This window comes from Hallerella succinigenes (genome assembly GCF_002797675.1).
GTDB classification, from domain to species: domain Bacteria; phylum Fibrobacterota; class Fibrobacteria; order Fibrobacterales; family Fibrobacteraceae; genus Hallerella; species Hallerella succinigenes.
In genome coordinates this window covers 970,677-993,573 of sequence record NZ_PGEX01000001.1, presented here as the reverse complement: position 1 = coordinate 993,573, position 22,897 = coordinate 970,677, and the positions used below count along the sequence as shown (strand labels likewise).

General features: G+C 50.8%; 23 protein-coding genes. 12 read left to right on the top strand and 11 right to left on the bottom strand.

The genetic code is table 11. The features are described 5' to 3' along the window. Nucleotides 1–29: 29 nt before the first annotated feature. On the bottom strand, nucleotides 30–2,228 hold the full coding sequence (locus BGX16_RS04430; RefSeq protein ID WP_100424965.1) for a glycosyl hydrolase family 8: 2,199 nt from the start codon (nucleotides 2,226–2,228) through the stop codon (nucleotides 30–32). 287 nt (nucleotides 2,229–2,515) lie between these two features. On the opposite strand from BGX16_RS04430, the gene BGX16_RS04420 reads away from it, so the two are divergent. The 11 genes from BGX16_RS04420 to BGX16_RS14515 all read left to right on the top strand — a co-directional run bounded on the left by BGX16_RS04420 (nucleotide 2,516) and on the right by BGX16_RS14515 (nucleotide 13,989). After that, complete coding sequence (locus BGX16_RS04420; protein WP_100424963.1) at nucleotides 2,516–3,439, top strand: T9SS type A sorting domain-containing protein; 924 nt, start codon at nucleotides 2,516–2,518, stop codon at nucleotides 3,437–3,439. A 167-nt stretch (nucleotides 3,440–3,606) separates the two neighbouring features. After that, nucleotides 3,607–4,977 (top strand): glycosyl hydrolase family 8, encoded by a 1,371-nt coding sequence (locus BGX16_RS04415; protein WP_100424962.1) that lies wholly within the window; start codon nucleotides 3,607–3,609, stop codon nucleotides 4,975–4,977. A 170-nt stretch (nucleotides 4,978–5,147) separates the two neighbouring features. Then, nucleotides 5,148–6,668, top strand: coding sequence for a glycosyl hydrolase family 8 (locus tag BGX16_RS04410; RefSeq protein ID WP_100424961.1), 1,521 nt, complete (start codon nucleotides 5,148–5,150; stop codon nucleotides 6,666–6,668). Nucleotides 6,669–6,775: 107 nt separating this feature from the next. Further along, the gene (locus BGX16_RS04405) at nucleotides 6,776–7,606 is read left to right on the top strand and encodes a BatD family protein (protein WP_100424960.1); all 831 of its coding nucleotides are present in this window, start codon (nucleotides 6,776–6,778) and stop codon (nucleotides 7,604–7,606) included. Nucleotides 7,607–7,613: 7 nt separating this feature from the next. Then, the gene (locus BGX16_RS04400) at nucleotides 7,614–8,600 is read left to right on the top strand and encodes an AAA family ATPase (RefSeq protein WP_100426751.1); all 987 of its coding nucleotides are present in this window, start codon (nucleotides 7,614–7,616) and stop codon (nucleotides 8,598–8,600) included. Nucleotide 8,601: 1 nt separating this feature from the next. After that, nucleotides 8,602–9,489: a DUF58 domain-containing protein gene (locus BGX16_RS04395; protein WP_100424959.1), complete on the top strand. Its 888-nt coding sequence runs from the start codon at nucleotides 8,602–8,604 to the stop codon at nucleotides 9,487–9,489. Next, entirely contained in the window at nucleotides 9,489–10,475 is a 987-nt protein-coding gene (locus BGX16_RS04390) for a hypothetical protein (protein ID WP_100424958.1), read from the top strand. Before BGX16_RS04395 ends, BGX16_RS04390 begins: the two co-directional genes overlap by 1 nt. Further along, on the top strand, nucleotides 10,462–11,556 hold the full coding sequence (locus tag BGX16_RS04385) for a vWA domain-containing protein (RefSeq protein ID WP_100424957.1): 1,095 nt from the start codon (nucleotides 10,462–10,464) through the stop codon (nucleotides 11,554–11,556). Before BGX16_RS04390 ends, BGX16_RS04385 begins: the two co-directional genes overlap by 14 nt. Beyond that, nucleotides 11,553–12,581, top strand: a complete 1,029-nt coding sequence (locus BGX16_RS04380) for a VWA domain-containing protein (RefSeq protein ID WP_100424956.1) — start codon at nucleotides 11,553–11,555, stop codon at nucleotides 12,579–12,581. The genes BGX16_RS04385 and BGX16_RS04380 overlap by 4 nt, the downstream gene beginning before the upstream one ends. 14 nt (nucleotides 12,582–12,595) lie before the next feature. Then, entirely contained in the window at nucleotides 12,596–13,327 is a 732-nt protein-coding gene (locus BGX16_RS04375; protein ID WP_241899445.1) for a tetratricopeptide repeat protein, read from the top strand. Continuing rightward, entirely contained in the window at nucleotides 13,327–13,989 is a 663-nt protein-coding gene (locus tag BGX16_RS14515) for a hypothetical protein (RefSeq protein ID WP_146139493.1), read from the top strand. The genes BGX16_RS04375 and BGX16_RS14515 overlap by 1 nt, the downstream gene beginning before the upstream one ends. A 27-nt stretch (nucleotides 13,990–14,016) precedes the next feature. Here BGX16_RS14515 and BGX16_RS04365 read toward each other — a convergent pair whose 3' ends face one another. The 10 genes from BGX16_RS04365 to BGX16_RS04320 form a co-directional block, all read right to left on the bottom strand. Continuing rightward, complete coding sequence (locus BGX16_RS04365) at nucleotides 14,017–14,712, bottom strand: outer membrane beta-barrel protein (RefSeq protein ID WP_100424954.1); 696 nt, start codon at nucleotides 14,710–14,712, stop codon at nucleotides 14,017–14,019. Nucleotides 14,713–14,730: 18 nt separating this feature from the next. Next, nucleotides 14,731–15,747, bottom strand: a complete 1,017-nt coding sequence (gene nadA / locus BGX16_RS04360) for a quinolinate synthase NadA (protein WP_100424953.1) — start codon at nucleotides 15,745–15,747, stop codon at nucleotides 14,731–14,733. Nucleotides 15,748–15,861: 114 nt separating this feature from the next. After that, a complete protein-coding gene (locus BGX16_RS04355) occupies nucleotides 15,862–16,548 on the bottom strand; it encodes a metallophosphoesterase (protein WP_100424952.1) in 687 nt (228 codons plus the stop codon). Between the two features lie 3 nt (nucleotides 16,549–16,551). Next, complete coding sequence (locus BGX16_RS04350) at nucleotides 16,552–17,271, bottom strand: pseudouridine synthase (protein ID WP_100424951.1); 720 nt, start codon at nucleotides 17,269–17,271, stop codon at nucleotides 16,552–16,554. Then, nucleotides 17,258–18,241 (bottom strand): Ppx/GppA phosphatase family protein, encoded by a 984-nt coding sequence (locus BGX16_RS04345; protein WP_241899444.1) that lies wholly within the window; start codon nucleotides 18,239–18,241, stop codon nucleotides 17,258–17,260. Before BGX16_RS04345 ends, BGX16_RS04350 begins: the two co-directional genes overlap by 14 nt. Beyond that, on the bottom strand, nucleotides 18,234–18,551 hold the full coding sequence (locus BGX16_RS04340; protein WP_100424950.1) for a hypothetical protein: 318 nt from the start codon (nucleotides 18,549–18,551) through the stop codon (nucleotides 18,234–18,236). The genes BGX16_RS04345 and BGX16_RS04340 overlap by 8 nt, the downstream gene beginning before the upstream one ends. Before the next feature lie 96 nt (nucleotides 18,552–18,647). Then, nucleotides 18,648–18,950 (bottom strand): histone, encoded by a 303-nt coding sequence (locus BGX16_RS04335; protein ID WP_100424949.1) that lies wholly within the window; start codon nucleotides 18,948–18,950, stop codon nucleotides 18,648–18,650. A 121-nt stretch (nucleotides 18,951–19,071) separates the two neighbouring features. Then, complete coding sequence (panB, locus tag BGX16_RS04330; protein ID WP_100426749.1) at nucleotides 19,072–19,818, bottom strand: 3-methyl-2-oxobutanoate hydroxymethyltransferase; 747 nt, start codon at nucleotides 19,816–19,818, stop codon at nucleotides 19,072–19,074. Then, complete coding sequence (gene recO / locus BGX16_RS04325) at nucleotides 19,796–20,539, bottom strand: DNA repair protein RecO (RefSeq protein WP_100424948.1); 744 nt, start codon at nucleotides 20,537–20,539, stop codon at nucleotides 19,796–19,798. The genes panB and recO overlap by 23 nt, the downstream gene beginning before the upstream one ends. Nucleotides 20,540–20,556: 17 nt before the next feature. Then, nucleotides 20,557–20,907 carry a histidine triad nucleotide-binding protein gene (locus BGX16_RS04320; RefSeq protein ID WP_100424947.1) on the bottom strand — a complete coding sequence of 117 codons (351 nt, stop codon included), beginning with the start codon at nucleotides 20,905–20,907 and terminating at the stop codon, nucleotides 20,557–20,559. A 106-nt stretch (nucleotides 20,908–21,013) separates the two neighbouring features. Between BGX16_RS04320 and BGX16_RS04315 the strand changes: the two genes are divergently transcribed. After that, nucleotides 21,014–22,855 (top strand): SLC13 family permease, encoded by a 1,842-nt coding sequence (locus BGX16_RS04315; RefSeq protein WP_100424946.1) that lies wholly within the window; start codon nucleotides 21,014–21,016, stop codon nucleotides 22,853–22,855. Nucleotides 22,856–22,897 lie beyond the last annotated feature (42 nt).

Genomic DNA, 22,897 nt, shown 5'->3' with positions numbered 1-22,897 from the left:
CCTAAGGTACCCACTCCCAAGTTGAACGCTTATTTCTGAATTTTCAGAGTTTGAGAATTGGCACCGTCCGAAAGACGCAGAACGTACAGGCCGCTAGCCGGAGCAAGCTGATCGATGGCAACCTGACCGGAACCCTGGATGCTCTTGGAAGAAAGCAGAGTGCCGTTCAAGTCATAAACGCGGAGCTTTGCACCGTTCGAAGCCTGCTGGTAATAGATTTGATTCCCTTCGCGACGAAGCAGGGACTTCTGGACAGTAACCTTTGGAGTTTGAATGCCGTTAATGTCTTTCAAGTTCGTGACGACGTTTCCTGTTGCATCGAGAAGGCTTACTTCCTTCAGGGCGAAGGAAGCGTAGCCAGCCTTTTGCATTTTCACGTCGAACTTGAAACCGCGAACCGCCTTGACAACGTCAGAACGGTAGCTTTCGAAGTTCACCCAAGACGGGTAAGTGAGAGAGTTGAAGACATCGTTTGCATTGGCTGTAATATCGATGTCGATAGCTCTCCAATCTTCGGTCGGATGCAGGTAGTAGCCCGGTTCGCCGCCTTCTTGATCCTGAAGCAAAGTTTCCTGGTCAAGGAGGGCGAAACGCATCACGCCCTGGCTCTTGTAAACGACGTGAACCGTGGAAATGTCGCTCAAGTCATAATAGCTTTCGTCTTCGTCAAAGGAACATGCGACACCGGCAAACGGGTAGTTCAATTCCACGCCGCCGATATAGGTCGGTTCCGGAGCGAGGAAAGCTTCCATGGCGACAACGTAAGAACCGTCGTCCTGCTGGTAAATCGCCGTGCTGCCGGAATCCGGATACATCTTGGTAACGCCGAATTTATCCGAGTAACCGCCCCAGTTCCAGAAACCGGAAATCGTTGCGCCCGAACCCACTGGCATCAATGTGCCTGCCGGAGCGGACGGAGTCAGAACATTCGTCGGGTCCGGAGTAAAGACCGTGTAACCTTCCATATTGTAGAAGTTCGGCATGTTACCGGTGAGAAGGAGCATGTAAAGAACGTTCAACGTCGCAGCAAAGTAATTTTCACCCTTGGATGCGGTCAAAGTTTCCTTGCCTTCTGTATTGGAAAGCGTGTAATACAGGTTTTCCAGGTAGGACTTCGGAGCGTCTGCCGAAAGCATCGAAAGACCGAGGCCGCCTGCATAGGTAGACGAAACGAACACTTCGTTGTCCGAAGAACCGTCTAGGTTGTAGCCCGGAAGGATCATGCCTGCGTATCCATAAGTGGCGGAATCGAGCCAGCCGATAATCGCGTCGTTAGCTTCCTTGGCGCCAGCAATGCCGTACCAGGCATAGCCCCAGGCGAGTCTCCACGGAGTGCGGGCCGCATCGTCATAAAATCCCAGATATCCACCCGAAACGGCAGCGTTAGGCTGAATCGCCTGATGCGAGCTCCAGTCGCACCAGTCCGGCATCAGGCCGGTCACGGAGTTCTGGCAAGCGCGCAAATGGGTAAGGGACGTCGAAATCGCCGTCTGCCAAAAACTATCGCTTGTCACTTCATAGAACAATTGGAATGCTGCGACGGCTGTATAGCTCGGGTTGAATGCCGGGTTCCAGTTGCTGCCCGGTTTAATGCTTCCGTCGGATTCCATGTCGTTGCTCTTGATCCAAGAGATCAACTGCTTGGCATCGCTCAGGTAAGAGGCGTCGCCCCACTGCTTGTAAGCCATAATCAAGGCGACTGCTGCATCAAATTCTGCGTCGCTCGCCGTACCGCTGCCGATTATGGAGCCGGATTCGTTGTCGATTTCCCAGTCCATGCCCTGGCCGCTCCAGCTATTGCAACCGCTTCCGTTCAAGCCCTTGCCGTAGCACTTCCAATATTTCCAGAGTTTATCGAATTCCGCCTGGTGGTCATCGGTTGTGCTAGACATATAGACCATGATAAGCATGCCGTAGGCGATGCCTTCGGAAACCGTGTATTCGGAGTGGGCGTTCGGGCTAATGATACGAGCCGTGCCGGCAGGCATGCCGGCGTTTGCATTTGCGGTGGCGCCTTCATATTTTTGATAATAGGTACCCGCTTCGGTGTACCAAGCGCCTTTCCACATCTTAAAATGGTTCTTGAGAGAGTCAATTGTGGCAGATTTGAACGTGTTGCCGTAAGGATAGGCTTGGTTCTGCGGGAATGGAAACTGTGGAGTCCCTGCGAAGGAGAGGGATGCCGCCGTAAAGCCTAAGAAAAGAAGGGATTTAGATGACTTTTTCATACCTCCGAAAATAATCCAACTCAAAAAGAAACGGATTTCTTTTATTGTATAAAAAAGTTAAATGATAGTTTGTTTGCAATTCGTCACGCTTTACGATTATTTTTGCCCCAAAAGTCGAATTCAAAATGTAAAAATCTGTAAACCAAAGTGCGATATTTCCCATAAAAAAGGAACTTTGCAAAAAAAAGTTAAGGAATGGAAAAATCACTTTCTTTTTTCAGAAAAAAAGATATATTAGCTTGCAAACCGCCCTTATTGGGCATCCACATTAACAAGAGAGAGAAAATATGAACAAGAAAATCTTAGCAGCATCTGCAGTTCTCGCAGCTGTTTCTATGTCTTTCGCTATGGACACTTGGGTTGGTGCAAACTCCGAATACCGCGTTGAAACCGGTTTCGATGATGGTACCGACACCTATGGTTACTGGTACGATTACAACGATAACAAGGAAACCGCTGACAATGGTCCGGGTACCTCCAGCATCACTTGGCCGACTGGTAAGGGTAACGCATACGCTGAAGACGCTATGGACCCGATTATCGACGCTTGCGGCGGTGTCTGCGGTACTGCGACCATGGGTGGCCCGTACTCTTATCCGTTCGTCGGTGTTGGCTTCAACCTGAGCGGCGGCGCCCAGGGCGGTAATGACATCTCTTCTTGGGGTGGTATCTGCATCGGTTACAAGTCCACTGGCATTGCTCCGGCTCTCGAAATCGCTCCGGCTGACGAAGCCACGGTGACTGCTTACAACAACTACAAGGCTTCCTTGAAGATTCAGGCTTCTGAAGCTGTCGTTGACCTCCCGTGGAGCTCCTTCAAGCAGGAATCCGGCTGGGGCACGAAGGTTGACCAGTCTGTCGTTCTCGCTTCCGCTGCCGCTATCAAGTTCAAGATCGCTGCTGCTGACGGCAAGTCTACTGAATTCAACGTTGCTACGATCGGCGAACTCGGCAAGTGCGGTCTTGCGGGCATCAAGGCTGTTTCTTCCGCTTCCGCTGTGAAGGCTTCCGTTGCTGGCCGTACGCTCGCTCTGTCTGGCGTGAACGCTGGTGCAACTGTTGAAGTGATCAACCTCCAGGGTCAGGTTGTTTTGAAGAGCGTTCTCAACTCCTCTTCTGCTTCCTTGAACCTCGCTTCCTTCGACGCTGGCGTCTACATGGTCCGCGTTGCTGGCAAGGCAAACTTCAACCAGAAGATCATTCTCAAGTAATCTGAGAAAACTCTTTTGAGCTTTAGGAATGGAATCTGTGATACAGATTCCATTCTTTTTTTTGTAAGCTAAATTTTTGCTTTCGTTTGCAGGAATTCTCAAATAATCGTTATATATTTAGAACGTAATTTGCCTGATGGCCGTTCAAAATTCATCCTGGAGACTTTATGAATTTGAAATCTTCTTTGGGAGCTTTCGCTCTCTGTGCCGCATTCGGTTTGTCGGCTTGCAGTACGAGCAGCTCGACTTCCGCATCCCCGGAAAATTCTTCGTCATCGACCCAGACTTCTTCTGCAGGTGGTGGCGGTGCGTCGACTTCGGGTATTCTCCCGGCAACGGCGAATCCGACTTATACGGCAGCGTTGTATGATACCTGGAAGGCTTTCCATTACATTACGTTGGAAGATGAAGCTACTCGTTACCCGACTTGGGGTGCTGAATTTTCGACGGTCTTTGGTGCCTATACGGCGCAGGGTTTGGGTGCTGCGCGTGTTATTTGGTCGACTTTCAACTCGGCGAGCTGCACGATTGCGGAAGCTTCGGGTTCGAATATGTACAAGCGTGGCTGCACGGTATCGGAAGGTATCGGTTATGGTATGCTTATTACGCTCTTCCAGGGGGACTGGGACGCATTCAACCGTTTGTGGATTTATAGCCAGGCTTACCGTAATTCCGCGTATGCAAGCGGCCGTGGATTGATGCCGTGGCTCACTTCGAGCTTCAGTTGGGATATTCCGGATGAATCGAGTGCAACGGATGCGGACTTGGATATTGCGACCTCCCTCATTCTCGCGTACTACATGTCGGGCAATACGGCATACTTGAACGATGCCTTGACTTTGATTGCCGCCTTGTGGGATAACGAAGTCAACTTGAGCAATCATCTCCTGTATTCGGGCGATACGCCGACTTGGAAGGCTGCCGCGAATCCGTCTTACAACTTGAGCTACTTCTCTCCGGTGGCACTCCGCTTGTTCGCTCTTGTAGACAAGAATCATGATTGGACTTCTGTGCTGAATGCGCAGTACACCTATATGCTGAATGTACAGGCAGCCGGTACGGGCGTTTTTCCGGACTGGAGCGATGGCAGCGGCAATGCGATCAACCCGCCGAACAACAGTGCAAAGACTACGTACTGGACCTTCAACAAGGAATCCGTGCGTATTCCGTGGCGTATCGCTTGGGACTATTACTGGTTTGCGGATGAACGTGCTGCATCGGTGTTGAACACCTTGAATAACTTCATCATGGCAAGATCGAATAATGATCCGCTTTCGATTCCGGCGGTGAACTACTCCTGGAATTTGAGCATTGGAGCCGATATCCAAGGCCAGAATTTGCCGACCCAGTGGCAAGCTGCTTGGTGCGCAACCGGTATGGCGGGCAATTCAATGGATTGGTTGAACACTTGCACGAATGTCTTGAACGCCACGGTAATGCAAACTTCCGCTTCGAGTTACTTCCCGAACATTCTCCAGATGATGTACAGCCAGCTGTTGAATGGCATGTATGTGAAGCCGAGTAATATGGGCATTTAAGCCTCTATCGGCATTTGGAAAACTGTAGAAGAATGAAGTCTGTGACGCAGGCTTCATTCTTCTTTTTTTATTTAAAATTTCGTTTTCATTTCACGGTTTTTTAAAAATGGATGTGTATATTTGTGGCGGCTACCCACAGGTAGTTATTTGCCCATATCCCCGGAGAAATTATGAACTTGAATCTTTGCGCTGGATCTCTTGCCCTGCTTGCCGCTTTTGGTCTTTCGGCTTGTGGTGGCGACAGCGCTTCTTCGCCCGATCCGACTTTGACGTCTTCTGCTACTGCCTATTACAGTAGCGTTGTGACTCCGATTAATTCCTCTTCCTCTGTCTATGATGGCGTTTCTTCCTCTTTGGAGGCTGCTTTAAGCAGCTCTTCGATGGCTGTTATAAGCAGCTCTTCGTCGACGCCGGTGGCGACGTCTTCGATGAACAGCGCCTTTATTGATGCAGCGACGGGTGGAACGACTTCGGGTGTATTCCCGACGACTGCAGATCAGTCGGTGACGTCGAGCCTTTATGATACCTGGAAGGCTTTCCACTACATCACTTTGAATGAAGAAGCTTCCCGTTACCCAACTTGGGGCGCTGAATTTTCGACGGTCTTTGGTGCCTATACGGCGCAGGGCATGACGGCTGCCCGTGTGATTTGGTCGACTTTTAACTCGGCGAGCTGCACGATTGCGGAAGCTTCGGGTTCGAATATGTACAAGCGTGGCTGTACGGTGTCGGAAGGCATTGGTTATGGCATGCTCATTACGCTTTTTGAAGGCGACCTGGAAGCGTTCAACGCTCTTTGGGTTTACAACCAGGCTTACCGTAATTCAGCCTATGCAAGCGGTCGTGGTTTGATGCCGTGGCTCGTGTCGAGCTTCGGTTGGGATATTCCGGATGTGTCGAGTGCAACGGACGCAGACTTGGATATCGCAACCTCCCTCGTTCTCGCCTACTATAAGACGGGCAACACGGGTTACTTGAATGATGCTTTGACTCTGATCAACGCTCTATGGGATAACGAAGTCAATACCTCGAATAACCTCCTCTATTCGGGTGACACGCCGACCTGGAAGGCTGCCGCGAATCCGTCTTACAACTTGAGCTACTTCTCTCCGGTGGCACTTCGCTTGTTCGCCGTGGTGGATAAAAATCATGACTGGAAATCTGTGCTCGATGCTCAGTATGCCTACATGAAGAAGGTGCAGGACGCTGGTACGGGCGTTTTTCCGGACTGGAGCGATGGCGAAGGCAATGCGATCAACCCGCCGAACAACAGTGCAAAGACTACGTACTGGACCTTCAACAAGGAATCCGTGCGTATTCCGTGGCGTATCGCTTGGGATTACTACTGGTTCTCGGATGAACGCGCTGCAGAAGTGCTGAACACCTTGAACAAGTTCATCATGGAAAAGTCGAACAACGATCCGGCTTCAATCCCGGCGGTGAACTACTCTTGGAATTTGAGCGTCGGAGCCGATATCCAAGGCCAGGCGGTTCCTGTGCACTGGCAGGCTGCCTGGTGCGCAACCGGTATGGCTGGCAATTCTGCGGAATGGCTGAATTCTTGCACGACTTTGTTGAACGGAACGTCCATGCAGACATCTGCTTCGAGCTACTTCCCGAATATTCTTCAGATGATGTACAGTCAGCTGTTGAACGGTTACTACACGAAGCCGAGCAATATGGGAATCTAATCCTTCTCGCTTGAAATTGAAAAATCGCCCGACTTGTGCCGGGCGATTTTTTACTTTCCCGTGAACTTTTTGTGACGTTTTGAAAATAAGCCTTTATTATATTCCAAATGATGAACGAAGAAGTTTTAGAACAAAGTTCTGCAAGTGTTGAAGGTTCGGCTGCTGTGGAACCTGCGCAGATTAAAGTTTCTGTCCATGCGGATGCGCTTCCCGAAACAATCGTTAAAGGCGATACTTTTGAATACCGGGTGAATGTGACCTGGGAAGCTTCGGCGGGGCGGAACGCTCTGCTGGTGGTGCCGACGAGTTCTGCCAATACCAAGGGCGTGACGCAGATCGGGTTGCGAGAAGAACATTCCCAAGTGGTGCATAACGGAAAGTCCGTTTCGAATACGCAGTTCGTGTACAAGCTTTTGGCGGACGATTCGGGGAACGTTTCGATTCCGGCATTGCATTTTCAGATTCCTTCGGCGGAAGGGGCTGTGGAAGTTCAGACGGATATCGTCTCGTTCCGCATTGAAGAGCCTTCGGACACCGTTCAGTTTTTGATTCTGGGCGTGTGCGTGTTTGGAATCGTTCTCGGAGCGCTGTTGGTCGTTCTGCAAAAAAAGAGAAGCTCTGAAGCGAAGAAAAAGGCGGTAAAACAGGAAGACGCAGAACTTGCCGAAGAATTCTTGCTTTTGAAGAAGAGAATCGCCAAGGCGGATAGCCGCGCTTGGTTGCTTGATTTGGAAAAAATTTGTAAATCATGGGCTATGATGCGGTATGGTAGCGATAATCTGGAGGAACTTGCCAAGGCAGGGACTTTGGAAGGTTTTGATTCCCTGCTAGAGGAATTTGCCCATGCTCGTTATGGAGGCGGAGAACGCGACGCTTTCCAAAATAAGGAAACCTGGAAAACCGCAGCAAAACTGTTAAACATTGAAGAAGACGAATGAGGTCAAGATGACAAACGTACAAGAATTGACGGAAAAGATTAAGGATCAGGGCTATTTTTGCACAGATCTTTTGCGTGAAGTAGAAGGGACCGTGATCGGTCAAAAGGACATGGTGAAGAGCATTCTCACCGGTATTTTTGCCGACGGTCATATTCTTTTGGAAGGCCTTCCGGGACTTGCGAAGACGACTGCGGTTTCCGCTTTTGCAAGTGCGGTTTCTCTCGACTTTAAGCGTATTCAGTTTACCCCGGATCTTCTCCCGGCGGACTTGCTCGGTACGACGATTTACAACGCGAAGGAATCTCGTTTTGAAACCCGCAAGGGACCTCTCTTTACGAACCTCGTTCTTGCCGATGAAATCAACCGTGCTCCGTCCAAGGTGCAGAGCGCCCTTCTCGAAGCGATGCAGGAACGCATGATTACGATCGGCGATGAAACGTACAAGCTCGACGAACCGTTCCTTGTTCTTGCGACGCAGAACCCGATTGAACAGGAAGGTACGTATCCGTTGCCGGAAGCTCAGGTGGATCGTTTCTTGTTAAAGGTGAAGGTCGGTTATCCGGGCAAGGATGACGAAATGAAGATCCTTGAAGCGGTGAGCGGAACGGGCTTAAAGATTCCGAGTGCCGTGGCGAACAAGGAAGACATTTTGAAGGCGCGTTCCTTGGTGAAGGAAATCTACGTGGATGAACGCATTCGCGAATACATTGTGAACCTTGTTCTTGCGACGCGCGATCCGGCAAGCATCAAGAAAGCGGAATTGACGAGCTTTATTTCGGTCGGCGGTTCTCCGCGTGCTTCGATTGGCCTTGCAAAGGCGGCGAAGGCGCACGCGTTCATCGAAGGCCGCGGTTACGTGACGCCGGAAGATGTGAAGGCTGTGGCGATGGAAGTTCTCCGTCATCGCATCATTTTGAGCTATGAAGCGGAAGCGGAAGAAGTTTCTGCGGAACTCGTTGTCCAGAAGATCTTGGATTCTGTCGAAGTGCCATAATATGCTTTCGAAGGATATTCTCAAAACGGTGAACCGCATCGAACTTTCGGTGCGGGGATCTCTCGACTCGATGATGGCTGGCGCTTATCACAGCTCGTTCAAGGGCAATGGCGTCGAATTCAGCGAAGTCCGCGAGTACGTGCCGGGAGATGACGTTCGCTCGATCGATTGGAACGTAACGGCTCGTATGGGGACTCCTTACATCAAGAAGTTCGTGGAAGAACGTGAACTGACCTTGATGCTGATGGTGGATGCGAGTTCCAGTTCGGAATTCGGTTCGGGAAAGGAAATGAAGGGTGAAGCCATGGCGGCCATCACCGCGCTTCTCTCGTTTGCCGCCGTGCGGACGGGCGACAAGGTTGGACTTTTGATTTTTACGGATCAGGTGGAGCTTTTTATTCCGCCTGCGAAAGGGCGCAAGCACGTTTTGCGTTTGATCCGAGAAATCCTGTACTTTAAGCCGGAACATCACGGGACGAATCTACAGAATGCGCTTGAATATGTGGGTGGCGTACTGAATCGTCGTTCGATGATCGTGGTGATGTCGGACTTTCAGGATTCGGGATTCGACAAAGCTTTTAAGATCCTTTGCAAGCGTCACGACATGCTGGCGGTTTCGGTGATGGACCCGCGTGAAATGGAACTGCCGCCGGTGGGACTCGTGGAATTCGAAGATCCGGAAACCGGTGAGACGATGCTTGTGGATACGGGTGATGCTGCCTTCCGTGAAGCCTTTGCGCACGAGGCGAAAAAGGCCCAGAAAGCGACCCGGAGCCTTTTCCAGAAAATGAACGTGGACTATGTGCTGTGCCAGGTTCAGGATGAATTCCGCGACACGGTGAATCCGCTCGTGGAACATTTTAGAATGTTGCAGAGACGTCGGAGTTAATGATGTTTGAATTTCGATTTTTGACAAGGAAGCTTGCGCTGATTATCGGTGCAATCTCTGTAGCTTCCGCATTTGCATTCAACCTGTCGGTGAAATCTTCGACGACTGCTTCACAGATTTTTGTGGGTGATCGTTTCGATTATGAAATCGATGTGAACGCTCCGGAAAGCGCTTATGTGGATTTACCGAGCTTTGTGGGAAACCTCGGAAGCTTTGAAGTCAAGGACATGCAGCATGAAGAAATTCCGATTGCGGGAGTGAAAGGTCAAAAGAAGTTCGTTTGGCGGGCAACGCTCAATACGTTTGTCGCGGGTGATTTTTTGATTGCGCCGCAAGAGGTGCGAGCGGTTCTGGGTGCCGATACCGTGGTGACGAAAACGGATCCGGTGGCGGTGAAGGTTGTGACGCGGACAGACGGTTCGGAAGAAGATATTTTGGATGTGGAAGAACCTTTGGACGACTCGAGGCTCCCTGCATGGCTTTCGGGACTTTTGATTGTTCTCGGAGCGATCCTTTTGGTGGTACTCGGCTGGTTCTTGCACAAAAAGTTCCGCAAGAATAAGGAAGCTCCGAGACTTCCGCCGTATGAAGAAGCCTTTCTCGCATTGAAGGAACTGCGTGAAAAGCAGCTTCTTGCCATGGGAAATCAGGCGGATTATTATACGGCTTTGAGCTTTATTATGCGTCGCTATGTGGAACGTAGGTTCCTCGGCGAACATCCGTCGGAAGGAATTCTCGACGCGACACTTTCGCAGTTGAAGTCTCGTGTTTCGCAGATCGCAGGCCTTGCCGAAGCGTACAAGCAGTCCTTGGTGAAACTCGAAGAAGAAACTTACCCGGTGAAGTTTGCCAAGATGAAAATCGGCGACGACCGCGGTGTCTTTTGGGAAGATTGGGCGAGTCGCCTTTTAGAAGATACGAAGCCTGTCCCGGAAGAAGAAAAGAACAAGAACGGTAAGAAGGGCGGTGCAAATGGATCTCGCTAATTTGCATTTTCAAAATCCCGAAGCGTTCTTTTTGCTTTTGCTCGGGCCCCTGTTGATTTTGGACTGGTGGTGGCACGCGCATAAACGAAAAAGTACGATCAAGTTCCCGGCGCTCGCGATTGCCAAAAAGGCGGCGAAGGGCTCTAAAGTGCGTGCCCGCTACATTGTCCCAGCGCTTCGCATGGCTGCGCTTTGCTGCTTTGTCGTGGCTCTCGCTCGTCCGCAGAATGCGACAGAAGTCGAATACACTTCGACGGATGGCGTGGACATTATGCTCGCCTTGGACGTTTCCGGTTCCATGGGAACTCTCGATATGCTGACCCGTACGGATCAGGCAAAGCTCGGGGTGATGAATGCGGAAAAGGTTTTGAAGAGCGGTCGCTTTTGGGACTATTCCCGTTTGGGCTATGCGAAAAACGTGATGGCTGAATTTGTGCAAAAGCGTGAAAGCGACCGCATAGGACTTTCTGTTTTTGCGGGAAACTCTTACACGCTCGTGCCGTTGACTTTGGATTACGGTGCACTGCTTGAAATTTTGCAGGCGGTGGACGATTCCTCGGCTTCGGGCAACGGCACCGCAATTGGCGACGGCTTGATGAATTCCTTGGCGCGTTTAGAAAAGTCCGATGCGAAGTCGAAGGTCGTGGTGCTTTTGACGGACGGCATTGACAATGCGAGCCTTGTTCCGCCTCTCCATGCGGCGGAAGTGGCAAAGGCGCTTGGAGTCAAGGTTTATACGATTGGCGTCGGCAAAAAGAGCGGAACGTTCCTCGCGTTCCAGCAGAACCCTTGGACGGGTGAAATCTCGTGGGGGGAACAGCCGATTCCTGCCGAAAACAGCTTGGATGAAAAAACGTTGAGTCAAATCGCCTCCAGTACGGGCGGACGTTTTTACCGTGCAGAAAGCAAGGACGATTTGGAAAAAATCTATTCCGAAATCGATGGACTCGAAAAGACCGAAATTCAAACGATCGCCTATGCGCGTTACCAGGAAAAGTTTTATCCGTGGCTCCTTGTGGGAGCGCTCTTGATTTTGCTTGAACTTGTGCTCGCGAATACGCGGTTTGTGAGGATTCCATGAGATTTGCAGAACCGAATTTTTTGTGGGCTCTCTTTACGCTCCCGCTTTTTTTGTTGCTCTTTATTTATGCGTACCATCGGCGGAAAAAGCTCGCTTCGCGCTTTGCGTCCATATCGATGCTCCCGAAGATTGCGACTTCGCTTTCTCCGTGGCGACGTGCGATCAAGACGAGCCTATTGCTCCTCGGTCTTGCGTTTTTGATTTTGGCGCTTGCCCGTCCGCAGTGGGGCCGTCAGATGGAACATATTGAACGCAAGGGCCTTGACGTTTTGCTGCTCCAGGATATTTCCCTTTCGATGCTTGCGGAAGATGTCAAGCCGAATCGTTTGGTGCGTTCCCGTCATGAAATTTCTGCATTCCTCGATACGCTTTCGGGCGACCGTGTGGGCCTTGTGGCTTTTTCGGGTGAAGCGCAGACCTTAGTGCCGCTCACTTTGGACTACGGCACGGTGCAGTTGATTTTGCGCGACTTGGAACCGGGTTGGCTTTTGCCGGGAACGGATCTTGCCGCGGCAATCGATAAAGGCTTGCAGATGTTCCGTCGTTCCAAGGTGCCGTCTAAGTACGCTGTGATGGTGCTGATGAGCGATGGCGAAGAACAAGACGCCAAGGCGGTGGAAAAGGCGAAGGAAGCGGCAGAAGCGGGCATTCGCATTTACACGGTCGGCATCGGTTCCAAGGAAGGTGTTCCTATTCCGGAACCTTCGAAAAATGGAGACGTCTCGTATCACAAGGATCGCTTTGGGAATATTGTGACGACCCATTTGGAAGAAAAGACGTTGCAGGATATCGCAGGCATTACAGGTGCGCGGTATTTTTACGCAAGCCCGGGTGAATTCCAGCTGCAGAAGGTGCTCTCGGAAATTCAGAGCTTAGAAAAGCGGGACACCTCTTCGGACCAGGTGGAAAATTACAAGGACCGTTACCAAATCTTTTTGGCGATCGCGGCGCTGCTCTTTTTGGCAGAAGCGCTCCTTTCGGAACGCGGAAAAAAGCGCAAGCAGGTCGCTGGACGTTTTAGCTGATGAAGGTTGTGCAAATGAAAAGAATCTTCATTTTAATTTCGCTTTTGGCGATTGCGGCTTTCGCTCGCCCGATCAACGATGGCAATGAGCTGTTCCGCAAGGGCGACTTTGCGGGAGCGCTTCAAAAGTACATGGAAGCGCGAAAGGATGAACCTGCGAATCCATTGCTCTTTTACAACATCGGAACGTGCCAGTACAAGCTCGGCAATTACGAAGAAGCGCAGAAGGAACTCGAAAGCGCTTCTCGCATGCCGGACTCTTCGATCGCTTCAAAGGCCGCTTTCAATTTGGCAAACACGTTCTACCGCCTCGGAGAAAAGTCTTCGGAACCGTCGGAACGCATTGCAAAATGGCGTGAAGCGGTTGGCTACTTAAAAAAAGCGATCGATCTCGATCCGAATTTTGAAAATGCGAAGCGCAATGTGGAAATTGTGCAACGCAAGCTCAAAGAAGAAATTGACAAGCAGAAAGAACAGAATCAGCAGAACGAAAATCAGGATCAAAAGCAGCCCGAACTTTCGGAAAATGCAAAACAGATCCTTGCCCGGGCCCTGCAAATGTGCAAGGACGGCGAATACACGCCTGCCAAGAATCTGCTTGAAAATACGATGGCCTCGGACTCTACCGCTTCGAGCTTTGGCCCGTACATTCAACGTATTGAAGACGTAATTGACATTAAGGCAGGACGTGCTCCCAAGAGTAAAATCGATCAGTCCAATGCCGATAACGATTTGGGGGTGATCTAGTGAAAAAGTTTACCCTGTTCCTTTCCGTTGTGGCTGCTTCCACATGCGCCTTTGCGGCAAAAGCCCCGAAGAGTGCTGCCCAGTATTATTCGGACGCGGCTTTCCAGTACATTCAAAACCGTTTGCCGACGGCAGAAATCACCTGCAAGGAAGGTCTTTCGTATTACCCGGATGATGCCAAACTGCAAATGCTTCAGGATCGTATCGAAGAATCCAAGGATGAGCAGCAAAAGCAGAATCAGCAGAACAATCCGAATAACGAAAATCAGAACCAGGATCAAAACCAGGACAAGAATCAAAACGAGCAGAATCAGCAAAATCAGGATCAACAGAATCAGGATCAACAGAATCAGGACGAGAATCAAAACGGTTCGAGCGATTCCCAAGGTGCAAATTCTAGCGACTCGCAGTCCAGCCATTCTCAGTCAAGCAATTCAGACTCCAGTCATTCGCAGGGCGGTAACGGAGAATCCAGCAATTCAAACGAGCAGGAAAACCCGGAACAACCGCAAGGCGGAAATGAAAATCCGGAAACCGTGCCTCCGGGACAGATGACTCCAGAGCAAGCTTCCCAGTTGCTCAAAGACTTTGATGCGGAACATGGAGAACGCAAACCGTGGAAACCGGTGCGCGGTCAGGCTCGCCCCGAAAAGGATTGGTAAGGAGCTGGTCTTTTAAGAAGTCGAATCTTAGAATTCGAGGAACACTCGGGCGCTCACTTCAATCATGTGGTGCCAGAGCGTTTCGGAAAGGCTGCAGTAGCCGGCCGTTTCGGTGCTTAAGCTGCGGATGAACGTGGGGCGGTAACGCAAAGCGACATCCATGCCGAACGGGCGAATCTTGTAACGCATATTTGCCGAAACGGCAAAAGAGTTTGTTGCAAAGACGGCCGCTTCGCGGTATTCGCCGTCATACTTGTCAAAGCCAATAGCTGCTCCGTGGACGGAGTAACGGGCAAAGGCGTAACCGAGGCCCGGGCCAATCATAAAGTCTTCCGGCCAGAAGAAGTAGTAGCGGTATTCCACGCCAAGGCGCCAGTAGTTCGCATCGTCTTCGGTGAAGTAATCCGTATCTTCGCCGTATCGGACGTCAGGCTGCCAAATGCCGAAATGGACGGCAATCGTGTGTTGGTTAAAGTTTACACCCGCTTCGATGTTCGGCAATGGGAAAGATCCGATGTGGGGAAGGTAAACGACGTCATCGGTGTCATCGCCGTTGGCTTCGATAGCTCCGTCACCGTTCAAGTCACCGCCCAAGGAGAAGAGCGCATCCACGCCGAGGGAAATGAAGTAGCTTCGGTGCCAAATGACTTTTCCGCGGTAACCGGCAAAACTTGTACCGGTCACAATCAACAAAAGAATCAGAAGCTTCGAAAGGAATCTCATCGGACCTCCGTTGCAAGATTACATCGCTGCGTAGCGGAACATTTCGTCAATGCAGTGCTTGGCGCGGGCTGCTACGTCGGCGGAGAGTTCCACCTTGGAAGCCATTTCTGGGTGACGCAGAGATTCAAGAATGTTTTCGAGCGAATTCGACTTCATGTACTTGCACATGCTGCAACTGCCGATGAACTGCTTGTTCGGGAATTCATAATGCATGCGAGCGTTCAAGCCGCATTCCGTGAGAAGCAGGAACGGGGTGCCTTCCGGCTGGTCCTTGATGTACTTGACCATCTGACCGGTACTGCCGACGTAATCGCTCAAAAGGGCGACGCCCGGATGGCATTCCGGATGGCTCACCACGCGGAGCCCTGGATTCTGGCTTCGGAAGAAACTGATGAGTTCCGGATCGTACTTTTCATGCACATAGCAGCAACCGGAGAACAGAACGATTTCCTTGTGGATGCCGTTCTTTTCAAGAGCTTCCTGAAGGTTTGCCCCCATCAAACGGTCCGGGACAAAGATGATCTTGTCGTTTGGAAGGTTTGCGATGATTTTGTAAACGTTGGAGCTCGTGACGCAGACATCGCATTCCGCTTTCACATCAGCGGTCGTGTTGATGTAGCAGGCGACCGTATAACCCGGATATTTTGCACGGAGCTTTTTCACGTCTTCGCCGGTAATGCTGTCGGCGAGGCTGCAACCGGAAAGCGGACCCGGAATGATCACTTCTTTCGTCGGATTCAAAATCTTTGCCGTTTCGCCCATGAAGCGGACCGCGGCAAAAATAATCATGTCGGCTTGGACCTTGGTAGCGTCCTGGCTCAGCTTGAAACTATCACCGTCGTAGTCGGCAACACCGAGGACGATTTCCGGTGCCACGTAACTGTGGGCGAGAATCACCGCGTTGCGTTCTTTTTTGAGTTCGTTGATTTCGTTGATAATCGGAATCAATTTTTCGCAGTATTCCATGGTGTAGTTGCAAAGAACGGCACCCGGCTGAATGCTCTTGAGACGATTGAAAAGTTCTTGCGCTGTCATAGTGCGACACAATTTAGAAATTGACGCTTAAAAAGCAAAGGATTTAAACGATGGTTCCTTGGCTTTTGGAAAAAACATTTGGCTCTGCGTCACGATTTTGAGCCAATTTGAAACTCAGGCGTTCGTAGGTACGCGTTTCTTCTTTTTGATCGGGCTGTACGGCCGTGCCGCGGGAACAGAATAGAACTTTCGTTCTTCAAGGCAGTAGGCGGAAAGGTATTTCCCGTAGACGCAGCCGGAATCGAGTCCGATGAATCCTGGAACGTTATCGACGAGTCCCTTGGCAGCCCAATGTCCGAAAATGACGGTTTTGGGCCAGGTTACACATTCAAACCAAGCGGGATCCTCGGGGTTGTTCAGGTCTTCGCCTTTGCCGTCCCAGGTGCGCACGGAAAGCAGCACGTTAGGATCCATGTCTTCGATCTTTGCCTTTCCCGGTTCAATGCCTGCGTGGACGAGTAACGCTTGAGGCGTGTCAATCCAGAGGGGCCAATTTTTAACAATGGATGCAAGCCAGAATGGATCGCCGAGAATTTCTGCGGAGCGCTTTTGTTTTTCGGTCCATTCGTTTTCGGGAATCTTTACAAAATTCAAAAGCCAGGCTTCGTGATTTCCCATGACGTACTGGAACGGATTGGCGAGAAGTTCCTGTACGACTTTTATGGAATCGGGACCTTTATTGATCAGGTCGCCGGTAAAATAAATGGAGTCATCGCCCGGCGTGTAATGGACGACGTCGAGCATTTTCATCATTTCATCGTAGCAACCGTGAATGTCTCCGATAAAAATGCTGCGTTTCATTGGTTAATCCTCAACCGCTTCGCGAAGGATTTTTTCTTCCGCGGAAGAGAGTTCTCGGAATTCGCCGGTCGGCAGGTTTCCAAGCCCAATACCCGCATAAGTTACACGCTTCAAGTCGCGGATCGTATAACCGACCTGTTCGAGCATGCGACGGATTTCACGGTTCTTGCCTTCGCAAAGAACCATTTCAAAGAATCCCTGGTCAAAGAAAATTTCTTCGGCGTGGGCGGATTCCATCACTCCCTTTTCATTTTCCCCGATTTCGACACCATCGACGAGTTTCTGGGCGTCGGCATGGGAAAGCGGGCGAGTCGTCCAAACATAATAGCTGCGGGGAACTTCAAACTTCGGATGCGTGAGTTTGTATAGCAGATCGCCGTCGTCGGTAAACAAAAGAAGTCCACGGCTCTGCAAGTCCAAACGTCCAATATACTTCATCGAACGGTATTCCGCCGGGAGGTAATCGTAGACGGTTGTGCGACCCTGCGGATCGCTTGCAGAGCAAACGCAGCCTGCGGGTTTGTGGAACATCAGAATTGAAGTCCTTTTAGGCGGGCGCACGCGTTTGCCGTCAACGCGGACATCGTCCTTGTGCTCATCGACTTCTCGGCCGAGTCCTTCCAAGACGTCTCCGTTGACGGTTACACGGCCTTGACGAATCAGATCGTCGGAAGCACGGCGGCTTGCGACACCGCACAGCGAAAGAAATTTATTGATTCGCATCTTCAGAATCCTTTTTCTTTTGCAACCAAGGTGGGAGCTTGCGTTCCTTCTTTTCTTCGACGTTTTTTTCTTCCGGTTTAGGCGGGTAAAGAAGCCCAAAGCGGAGACCCGCCGTGCTGATGCGGAAGCTTTCCGCGTGCAAACGGGCGAGCAGGCTGCGCAGCCAATACAGGCCGCAGATGATGACGTCGGAACGACCTTTTTCAAGGCCCGGCATGCTCGCGCGGAGTTCCTTCGACACGTTGGAAATTTTTGTAATCGTTTTTTCGAGCTGATCGAGATTCAGCTCCAAACCTTCGATTGACTTGAAGTCAAATTCCGGCAGGTTCAAAAATACCATGGCGAGGGCTGTACCCGTTCCGCCGACAAGGTAAATCTGCTTTTTGGAATACGGGCGCAAAGGATTTCCCTTGAGGATTTCCTTTTCCCACTTTTTGTATTCCGGACCTGGAATCGCACCCATTTGCTTAAAAAGGTAAAGCGCGCCGACCGGAACCGAGACCGCTTTCTTTCCGTCGGAAACTTCGGTCGAGCCTCCGCCGATATCCAAAGTCACAATGCCTTCGCCGTGCCATTCTTCGACGGCGCGGAACGTGTAGGCGGCTTCTTCTTCGCCAGAAATAATCTGCGGCTTGGTCCAAAGCGCTTTTTCGACCGCAGCGATAATCTCATCTCCATTTTCCGCCTTGCGGGCGGCTTCGGTCATGGCGCAGGCTTTGATTTCTGCACCTAGGGCGTGTGCCGTTGCGCGGAAGTTCGAAAGGATCTTCGAAAGTTCTTCCAGGCGTTCTGCGGAAACGTTTCCGGTATTGTAAACGTCTTCGCCAAGGCGGCAAACTTCCACCTTTTGAATTTTGGGTTGGAGCGTTTCTTTGCCATTTGCATCGGTTTCAAAATCAGCAATCAAAAGAATTGTCGAATGGCTGCCGATGTCGACCGAGGCGGGGAGCGTTTTAACCAGTTTAGCCATTTGCTGCGAGAAGACCGTTGCGGATGCGGTTTGCAATTTTTTCGGGATCGGTAAAGAACTGTTTGGCAAGAGGAATCGCCTGTTCGACGAGCTCCGGGGAATACTTTTGCATCCAGCCGGCGACAATTTTGCCCGTGGCACTGCCGAGTTCCTGACCGGTCTTGATTTCAAGAGCCATTTTCAGGGCGAGATAGAGTCCGAGTTCAAAGGCGCTGGGCGTTTCTTTGCCTTCGAGAAGCTTTTCCACGCGGGTGGCCTTTTCTTCGAGGCTGAGAGATTCAATTTCTTTCAAGTCTTTTTCGGAAATCATACCCAAAATTTAGAAAATCGGTGTATGAATGCAAAAAGACCCAGCTGAAGCCAGGTCTTTTTGTTGATTTTTTTAGCAAAGAGAGAAAACTAAAAATTACTTCTTCTTCGCCACTTTCTTAGCCGGGGCGGCCTTCTTGACGACAGCCTTCTTCGGAGCGGCCTTCTTAGCCGGGGCGGCCTTCTTAGCGACAGCCTTCTTCGGAGCAGCCTTCTTAGCCGGGGCGGCCTTCTTGGCGACAGCCTTCTTCGGAGCAGCCTTCTTAGCCGGGGCGGCCTTCTTGGCGACAGCCTTCTTCGGAGCGACCTTCTTAGCCGGGGCAGCCTTCTTGGCGACAGCCTTCTTCGGAGCAGCCTTCTTCACTTCGGCTTTTTTTACAGTTTTCTTTGCGTTTGCCATATTTTTTTGTTCCTCTTTTGGATTTGTTGATAACTATGACAATAAAATAACTTGATTTTCACAAAATATCAACATTTATTTTAAAAAATTTTTTGCCAACTTGGTAATCGGAAATAACACTCTATAGCGCCTCGGTGTGAACAAAGGAAACATAATCTTCGATCCCTTTTTTGGCGATGTCAAAGATGTTGCAATACTTTGTTGCAAATGGAGGAATCTTTCCGTTGTTGATGCCAAGTGCATCGTGCAAAACGGTGACGTGACCATCGGTGTGCGGACCGCCGCCAATACCGATGGTTATTAGGCTCACGGCTTTGGTGAGCTTTTCGCCAAGAATCTCTGGAATGTGTTCTAGCACGCATTCGTAAGCGCCGAGCTCATCGATCGCGGTGATTTCTTTTAAAAGTCTTTCCGCTTCTTCTTCGGTCTTGCCGACTTGCTTCATGCTGACTGCGGTTTGCGGCAAAAGTCCAAGGTGTGCACAGACAGGAATGCCGTTCTGGATGAGCGTTTCAATCGCGTCGGGCATAAAGCCTTCGAGCTTTACAGAGCTTGCGCCGACGTCCATGAATCTTTTCGCATTCTCCAGAGCCGATTTCGGATCGTCATAGCTCTTGAAGGGCATATCGGCGATGACGTGCGTGTTCGGAGCGCCACGGCAAACGGCTGCGGTAAAGACGAGCATTTCGGTCATGCCGATGGATTGCGTGCTTTTGTACCCGAGCATGGTATTGGCGAGACTGTCACCGACGAGAATCTGGTCGATGCCGGCGGCTTCCGCGATTTTGGCAAAGCCAAAGTCGTAAGCGGTAATCTGGGCTATCTTCTGTTTTCCTTTACGTTCTTTAATCTGTTGTGCTGAAAGCATAACCACGAACCTCCTGTAACCAACGGTAAGATTTGATTTCCCGGTTTTCGCCGAGATGTGTTTTGAGATACTTGAAAAACTCCCCTTCGAGGGCTCGCGGGTCGTGAAGCGGCATTCGAGCGGTCAAACGGGCGATATCGCTTAAAAACTCAGGGGAATAGTGCGGCAAAAAGAAGCCGAGGCAGTCTTTGCAAAGCGCCCCGCCCGATTCAAAAAGGAAATCGGCGGGATTCCCCGAGATGGAATTTCCGCAGCGAATGCAATCGTCGACGGAAAGCGCATACCCCGCGCAATCGGCAATGTGCCACATCCAACGGGCAAGCGCGTCTTGCGGACACTTTCCCCTGTCGAGCACTTGCAAAGCCTTTTCCGTGTAACGGAACTCAAGTTCCTGCGAAAGTCCGGTCGGCAGGTAGCGCAAAAGAATTTCCGCCATGACTTCCGCCATCGCGGTCTTTTCCAGGTCTTTGCGCAGATTCGGGAACCAGTCGATCAGGGTTGCCTCCCGGATAAAGTGCAAATCGCTCTTTCCGGAATCATGGAAGACGATTTCGCTTTCGGCAAGCGGATCGAGGGAGCTTTTGAATGGATTCTTATGGCTCTTTGCGCTCTTGACCAAAAAGGATTGGACTCCAAAATCAAAACAAAAGCCCTTCACGATCAACGAGGAATCGCTGTAGGGCATTCGATGGAGAACGATGACTTTGGTCTGTTTGAGCAAAACGGTATCAGAGAAGCTTATTTTGCGCCGAAACCGTCGTCGAGACGCTTTCCGCCGAGAATGTGGCAGTGGATGTGCCAAACGGTCTGTCCGGCGTCACCCTTGCAGTTAAACACAAAACGGGCTCCGCCTTCGCCGAGGCCCTGCAACTTCGCAATTTCCTGGGCGCGGTAAAGAAGACGGCCCATCAGCGGGGCGTCCGCTTCTTCCATATCCATAAGGCTCGTGATGTGCTTTTTCGGGACGACGAGCGTGTGGATGGGCGCCTGCGGGTTCAAATCCTTGAAGGCGAAGAATTCATCGTCTTCGTAGATTTTGGTAGAAGGGATTTCGCCTTTAATAATTTTGCAAAAGATGCAGTCAGACATAAACATTCCTATTCGGGGTGAATTTTACATTTTTGAATTCAAAACTAATATTTCGGCAGGGGTTCTGCAAATTGCCTCCGTTTGAATTTGCTAATTTTGTGGCTGTATGTTTTCTCTCGTTGTTACACTGCTTGTATTGGCAGTTTCGATGTTTTTCTTTGTACAGGGGAAGATTCGCTCGGATATCGTTGCGCTCTGTTCCCTTGTGATTTTGATGGTTTTTGACGTAGTGACGGTCGATGAAGCGCTCGAAGGCTTTTCGAATCCGATCGTCTTGATGATCCTTGGGCTTTTTGTCGTCGGCGGTGCGATTTTTAGAACGGGTCTTGCTCGTGTCGCTGGCCAGAAGATAGTGAAGATCGCGGGCGACAAGGAGAGCGTTTTGTTTGTCGTGATTATGCTCGTGACGGGCTTTATCGGAGCTTTTGTGGGGAATACGGGAACGGCTGCGCTGATGCTCCCGATTGTGATGAGCGTGGCGGCGGGCGCAAAGTCCGGCCCGAAGCGATTTTTGATGCCGATGGCCTTTGCTTGCAGTATCGGCGGTATGCTGACCTTGATCGGTACGCCTCCGAACATGGTGATCAACGAGGCTTTGATCAAGGCGGGATATCCGAGCTTAAAGCTCTTTTCGTTTACGCCAATAGGTATCGTGGTGCTTTTGCTCATTATTTTTGCGCTTCTCCCGGCTTCGCATTTGCTTTGCAAAAAGACGGAAGAAAAGAAGTCCAATAAACGCAAAAACAAGTCCTTGAACGAGCTTGCCGAAGAATACCGTCTTTCGCGCAACGTGACCCGCGTTCGTGTCCGTTACGATTCTCCGCTGATCGGGCGTTCTTTTGCGGAACTCAAGCTTCCGACCCATTACAATTTGACGGTCATCGAGGTGGACCATCCTTCCCGAGGAAAGTTCTTTGGCGAAGGTCGCCAGGAACTCGCCGGCCCGACAAGCGTCGCCTATGGAGACGACATCCTTTATATGATGGGTGACATCGAAGACGTGAAACGCTTTTCCAAGGAGATGAGCGCTCCGATCCTTTCGGAAAAGGAAGCGGAAAGGGAATCTTTCCATTTTCGCAACTGGGGCATTGCCGAAGTGCTCGTGATGCCGGATTCTTCCTTTATCAACCGCAATGTGATGGAAACGAATCTGCGTGCGCAGTACGGGGTGAACCTGCTTGGCATCCAGCGCAACGGGGAATATATCATCCATGGGCTTACGGAAAAGAACCTGGAATCCCGCGACACGCTTCTTGTGCAGGGAACCTGGGAGAACATTCGCAAGCTTTCTTCGTCGAATACGGAATGGATTGTCCTTGGGGAACCCTTGGAATCGGCTGCTGCGGTCCCGCTCGACCACAAGATGCCGTTTGCGGCGGCGATTCTCGTTTTGATGGTCATTTTGATGGTGACGAACGCGGTGTCTTCGGTGGCGGCGGTGCTGATCGCTGCGCTGCTCATGGTTTTGACGGGCTGCTTCCGCAACGTGGAGGACGCTTACAAGTCGATCAACTGGGAAAGTACCGTGCTGATTGCGGCGATGCTCCCGATGTCGACAGCTCTTGAAAAAACGGGCGTCTCGGGCATCATTGCGAATGCCTTGGTGGAATATCTGGGGACGATCGGGCCTTATGCTCTGCTCGCCGGTATCTATTATACAACGTCCATTGTTACAATCTTTATCAGCAATACGGCGACGGCGGTCCTTTTGACCCCGATTGCGATGAGTGCGGCCGCGGGTCTCGGTGTGAGCCCGTATCCGTTCCTGTTTGCGGTGACGGTTTCGGCCAGTTGCTGCTTTATTTCGCCTTTTTCCACCCCTCCGAACGCTTTGGTCATGAATGCTGGCCGCTATACTTTCAACGATTATCTGAAAATCGGCGGTCCTTTGCAGTTCGGAATGGGTTTTATCATGACCTTTGTGCTACCTTTGTTTTTCCCGTTTTAACCGGAAAAGATGTTAAATTGTCCCCGTGACTAAACATTTGAG

Excerpts from the sequence above, each read along its gene's own strand:
- BGX16_RS04430 (WP_100424965.1), bottom strand. The coding sequence starts at position 2,228 with ATGAAAAAGTCATCTAAATCCCTTCTTTTCTTAGGCTTTACGGCGGCA.
- BGX16_RS04420 (WP_100424963.1), top strand. The coding sequence starts at position 2,516 with ATGAACAAGAAAATCTTAGCAGCATCTGCAGTTCTCGCAGCTGTTTCT.
- BGX16_RS04415 (WP_100424962.1), top strand. The coding sequence starts at position 3,607 with ATGAATTTGAAATCTTCTTTGGGAGCTTTCGCTCTCTGTGCCGCATTC.
- BGX16_RS04410 (WP_100424961.1), top strand. The coding sequence starts at position 5,148 with ATGAACTTGAATCTTTGCGCTGGATCTCTTGCCCTGCTTGCCGCTTTT.
- BGX16_RS04405 (WP_100424960.1), top strand. The coding sequence starts at position 6,776 with ATGATGAACGAAGAAGTTTTAGAACAAAGTTCTGCAAGTGTTGAAGGT.
- BGX16_RS04400 (WP_100426751.1), top strand. The coding sequence starts at position 7,614 with ATGACAAACGTACAAGAATTGACGGAAAAGATTAAGGATCAGGGCTAT.
- BGX16_RS04395 (WP_100424959.1), top strand. The coding sequence starts at position 8,602 with ATGCTTTCGAAGGATATTCTCAAAACGGTGAACCGCATCGAACTTTCG.
- BGX16_RS04390 (WP_100424958.1), top strand. The coding sequence starts at position 9,489 with ATGATGTTTGAATTTCGATTTTTGACAAGGAAGCTTGCGCTGATTATC.
- BGX16_RS04385 (WP_100424957.1), top strand. The coding sequence starts at position 10,462 with ATGGATCTCGCTAATTTGCATTTTCAAAATCCCGAAGCGTTCTTTTTG.
- BGX16_RS04380 (WP_100424956.1), top strand. The coding sequence starts at position 11,553 with ATGAGATTTGCAGAACCGAATTTTTTGTGGGCTCTCTTTACGCTCCCG.
- BGX16_RS04375 (WP_241899445.1), top strand. The coding sequence starts at position 12,596 with ATGAAAAGAATCTTCATTTTAATTTCGCTTTTGGCGATTGCGGCTTTC.
- BGX16_RS04365 (WP_100424954.1), bottom strand. The coding sequence starts at position 14,712 with ATGAGATTCCTTTCGAAGCTTCTGATTCTTTTGTTGATTGTGACCGGT.
- nadA (WP_100424953.1), bottom strand. The coding sequence starts at position 15,747 with ATGACAGCGCAAGAACTTTTCAATCGTCTCAAGAGCATTCAGCCGGGT.
- BGX16_RS04355 (WP_100424952.1), bottom strand. The coding sequence starts at position 16,548 with ATGAAACGCAGCATTTTTATCGGAGACATTCACGGTTGCTACGATGAA.
- BGX16_RS04350 (WP_100424951.1), bottom strand. The coding sequence starts at position 17,271 with ATGCGAATCAATAAATTTCTTTCGCTGTGCGGTGTCGCAAGCCGCCGT.
- BGX16_RS04345 (WP_241899444.1), bottom strand. The coding sequence starts at position 18,241 with ATGGCTAAACTGGTTAAAACGCTCCCCGCCTCGGTCGACATCGGCAGC.
- BGX16_RS04340 (WP_100424950.1), bottom strand. The coding sequence starts at position 18,551 with ATGATTTCCGAAAAAGACTTGAAAGAAATTGAATCTCTCAGCCTCGAA.
- BGX16_RS04335 (WP_100424949.1), bottom strand. The coding sequence starts at position 18,950 with ATGGCAAACGCAAAGAAAACTGTAAAAAAAGCCGAAGTGAAGAAGGCT.
- panB (WP_100426749.1), bottom strand. The coding sequence starts at position 19,818 with ATGCTTTCAGCACAACAGATTAAAGAACGTAAAGGAAAACAGAAGATA.
- BGX16_RS04320 (WP_100424947.1), bottom strand. The coding sequence starts at position 20,907 with ATGTCTGACTGCATCTTTTGCAAAATTATTAAAGGCGAAATCCCTTCT.
- BGX16_RS04315 (WP_100424946.1), top strand. The coding sequence starts at position 21,014 with ATGTTTTCTCTCGTTGTTACACTGCTTGTATTGGCAGTTTCGATGTTT.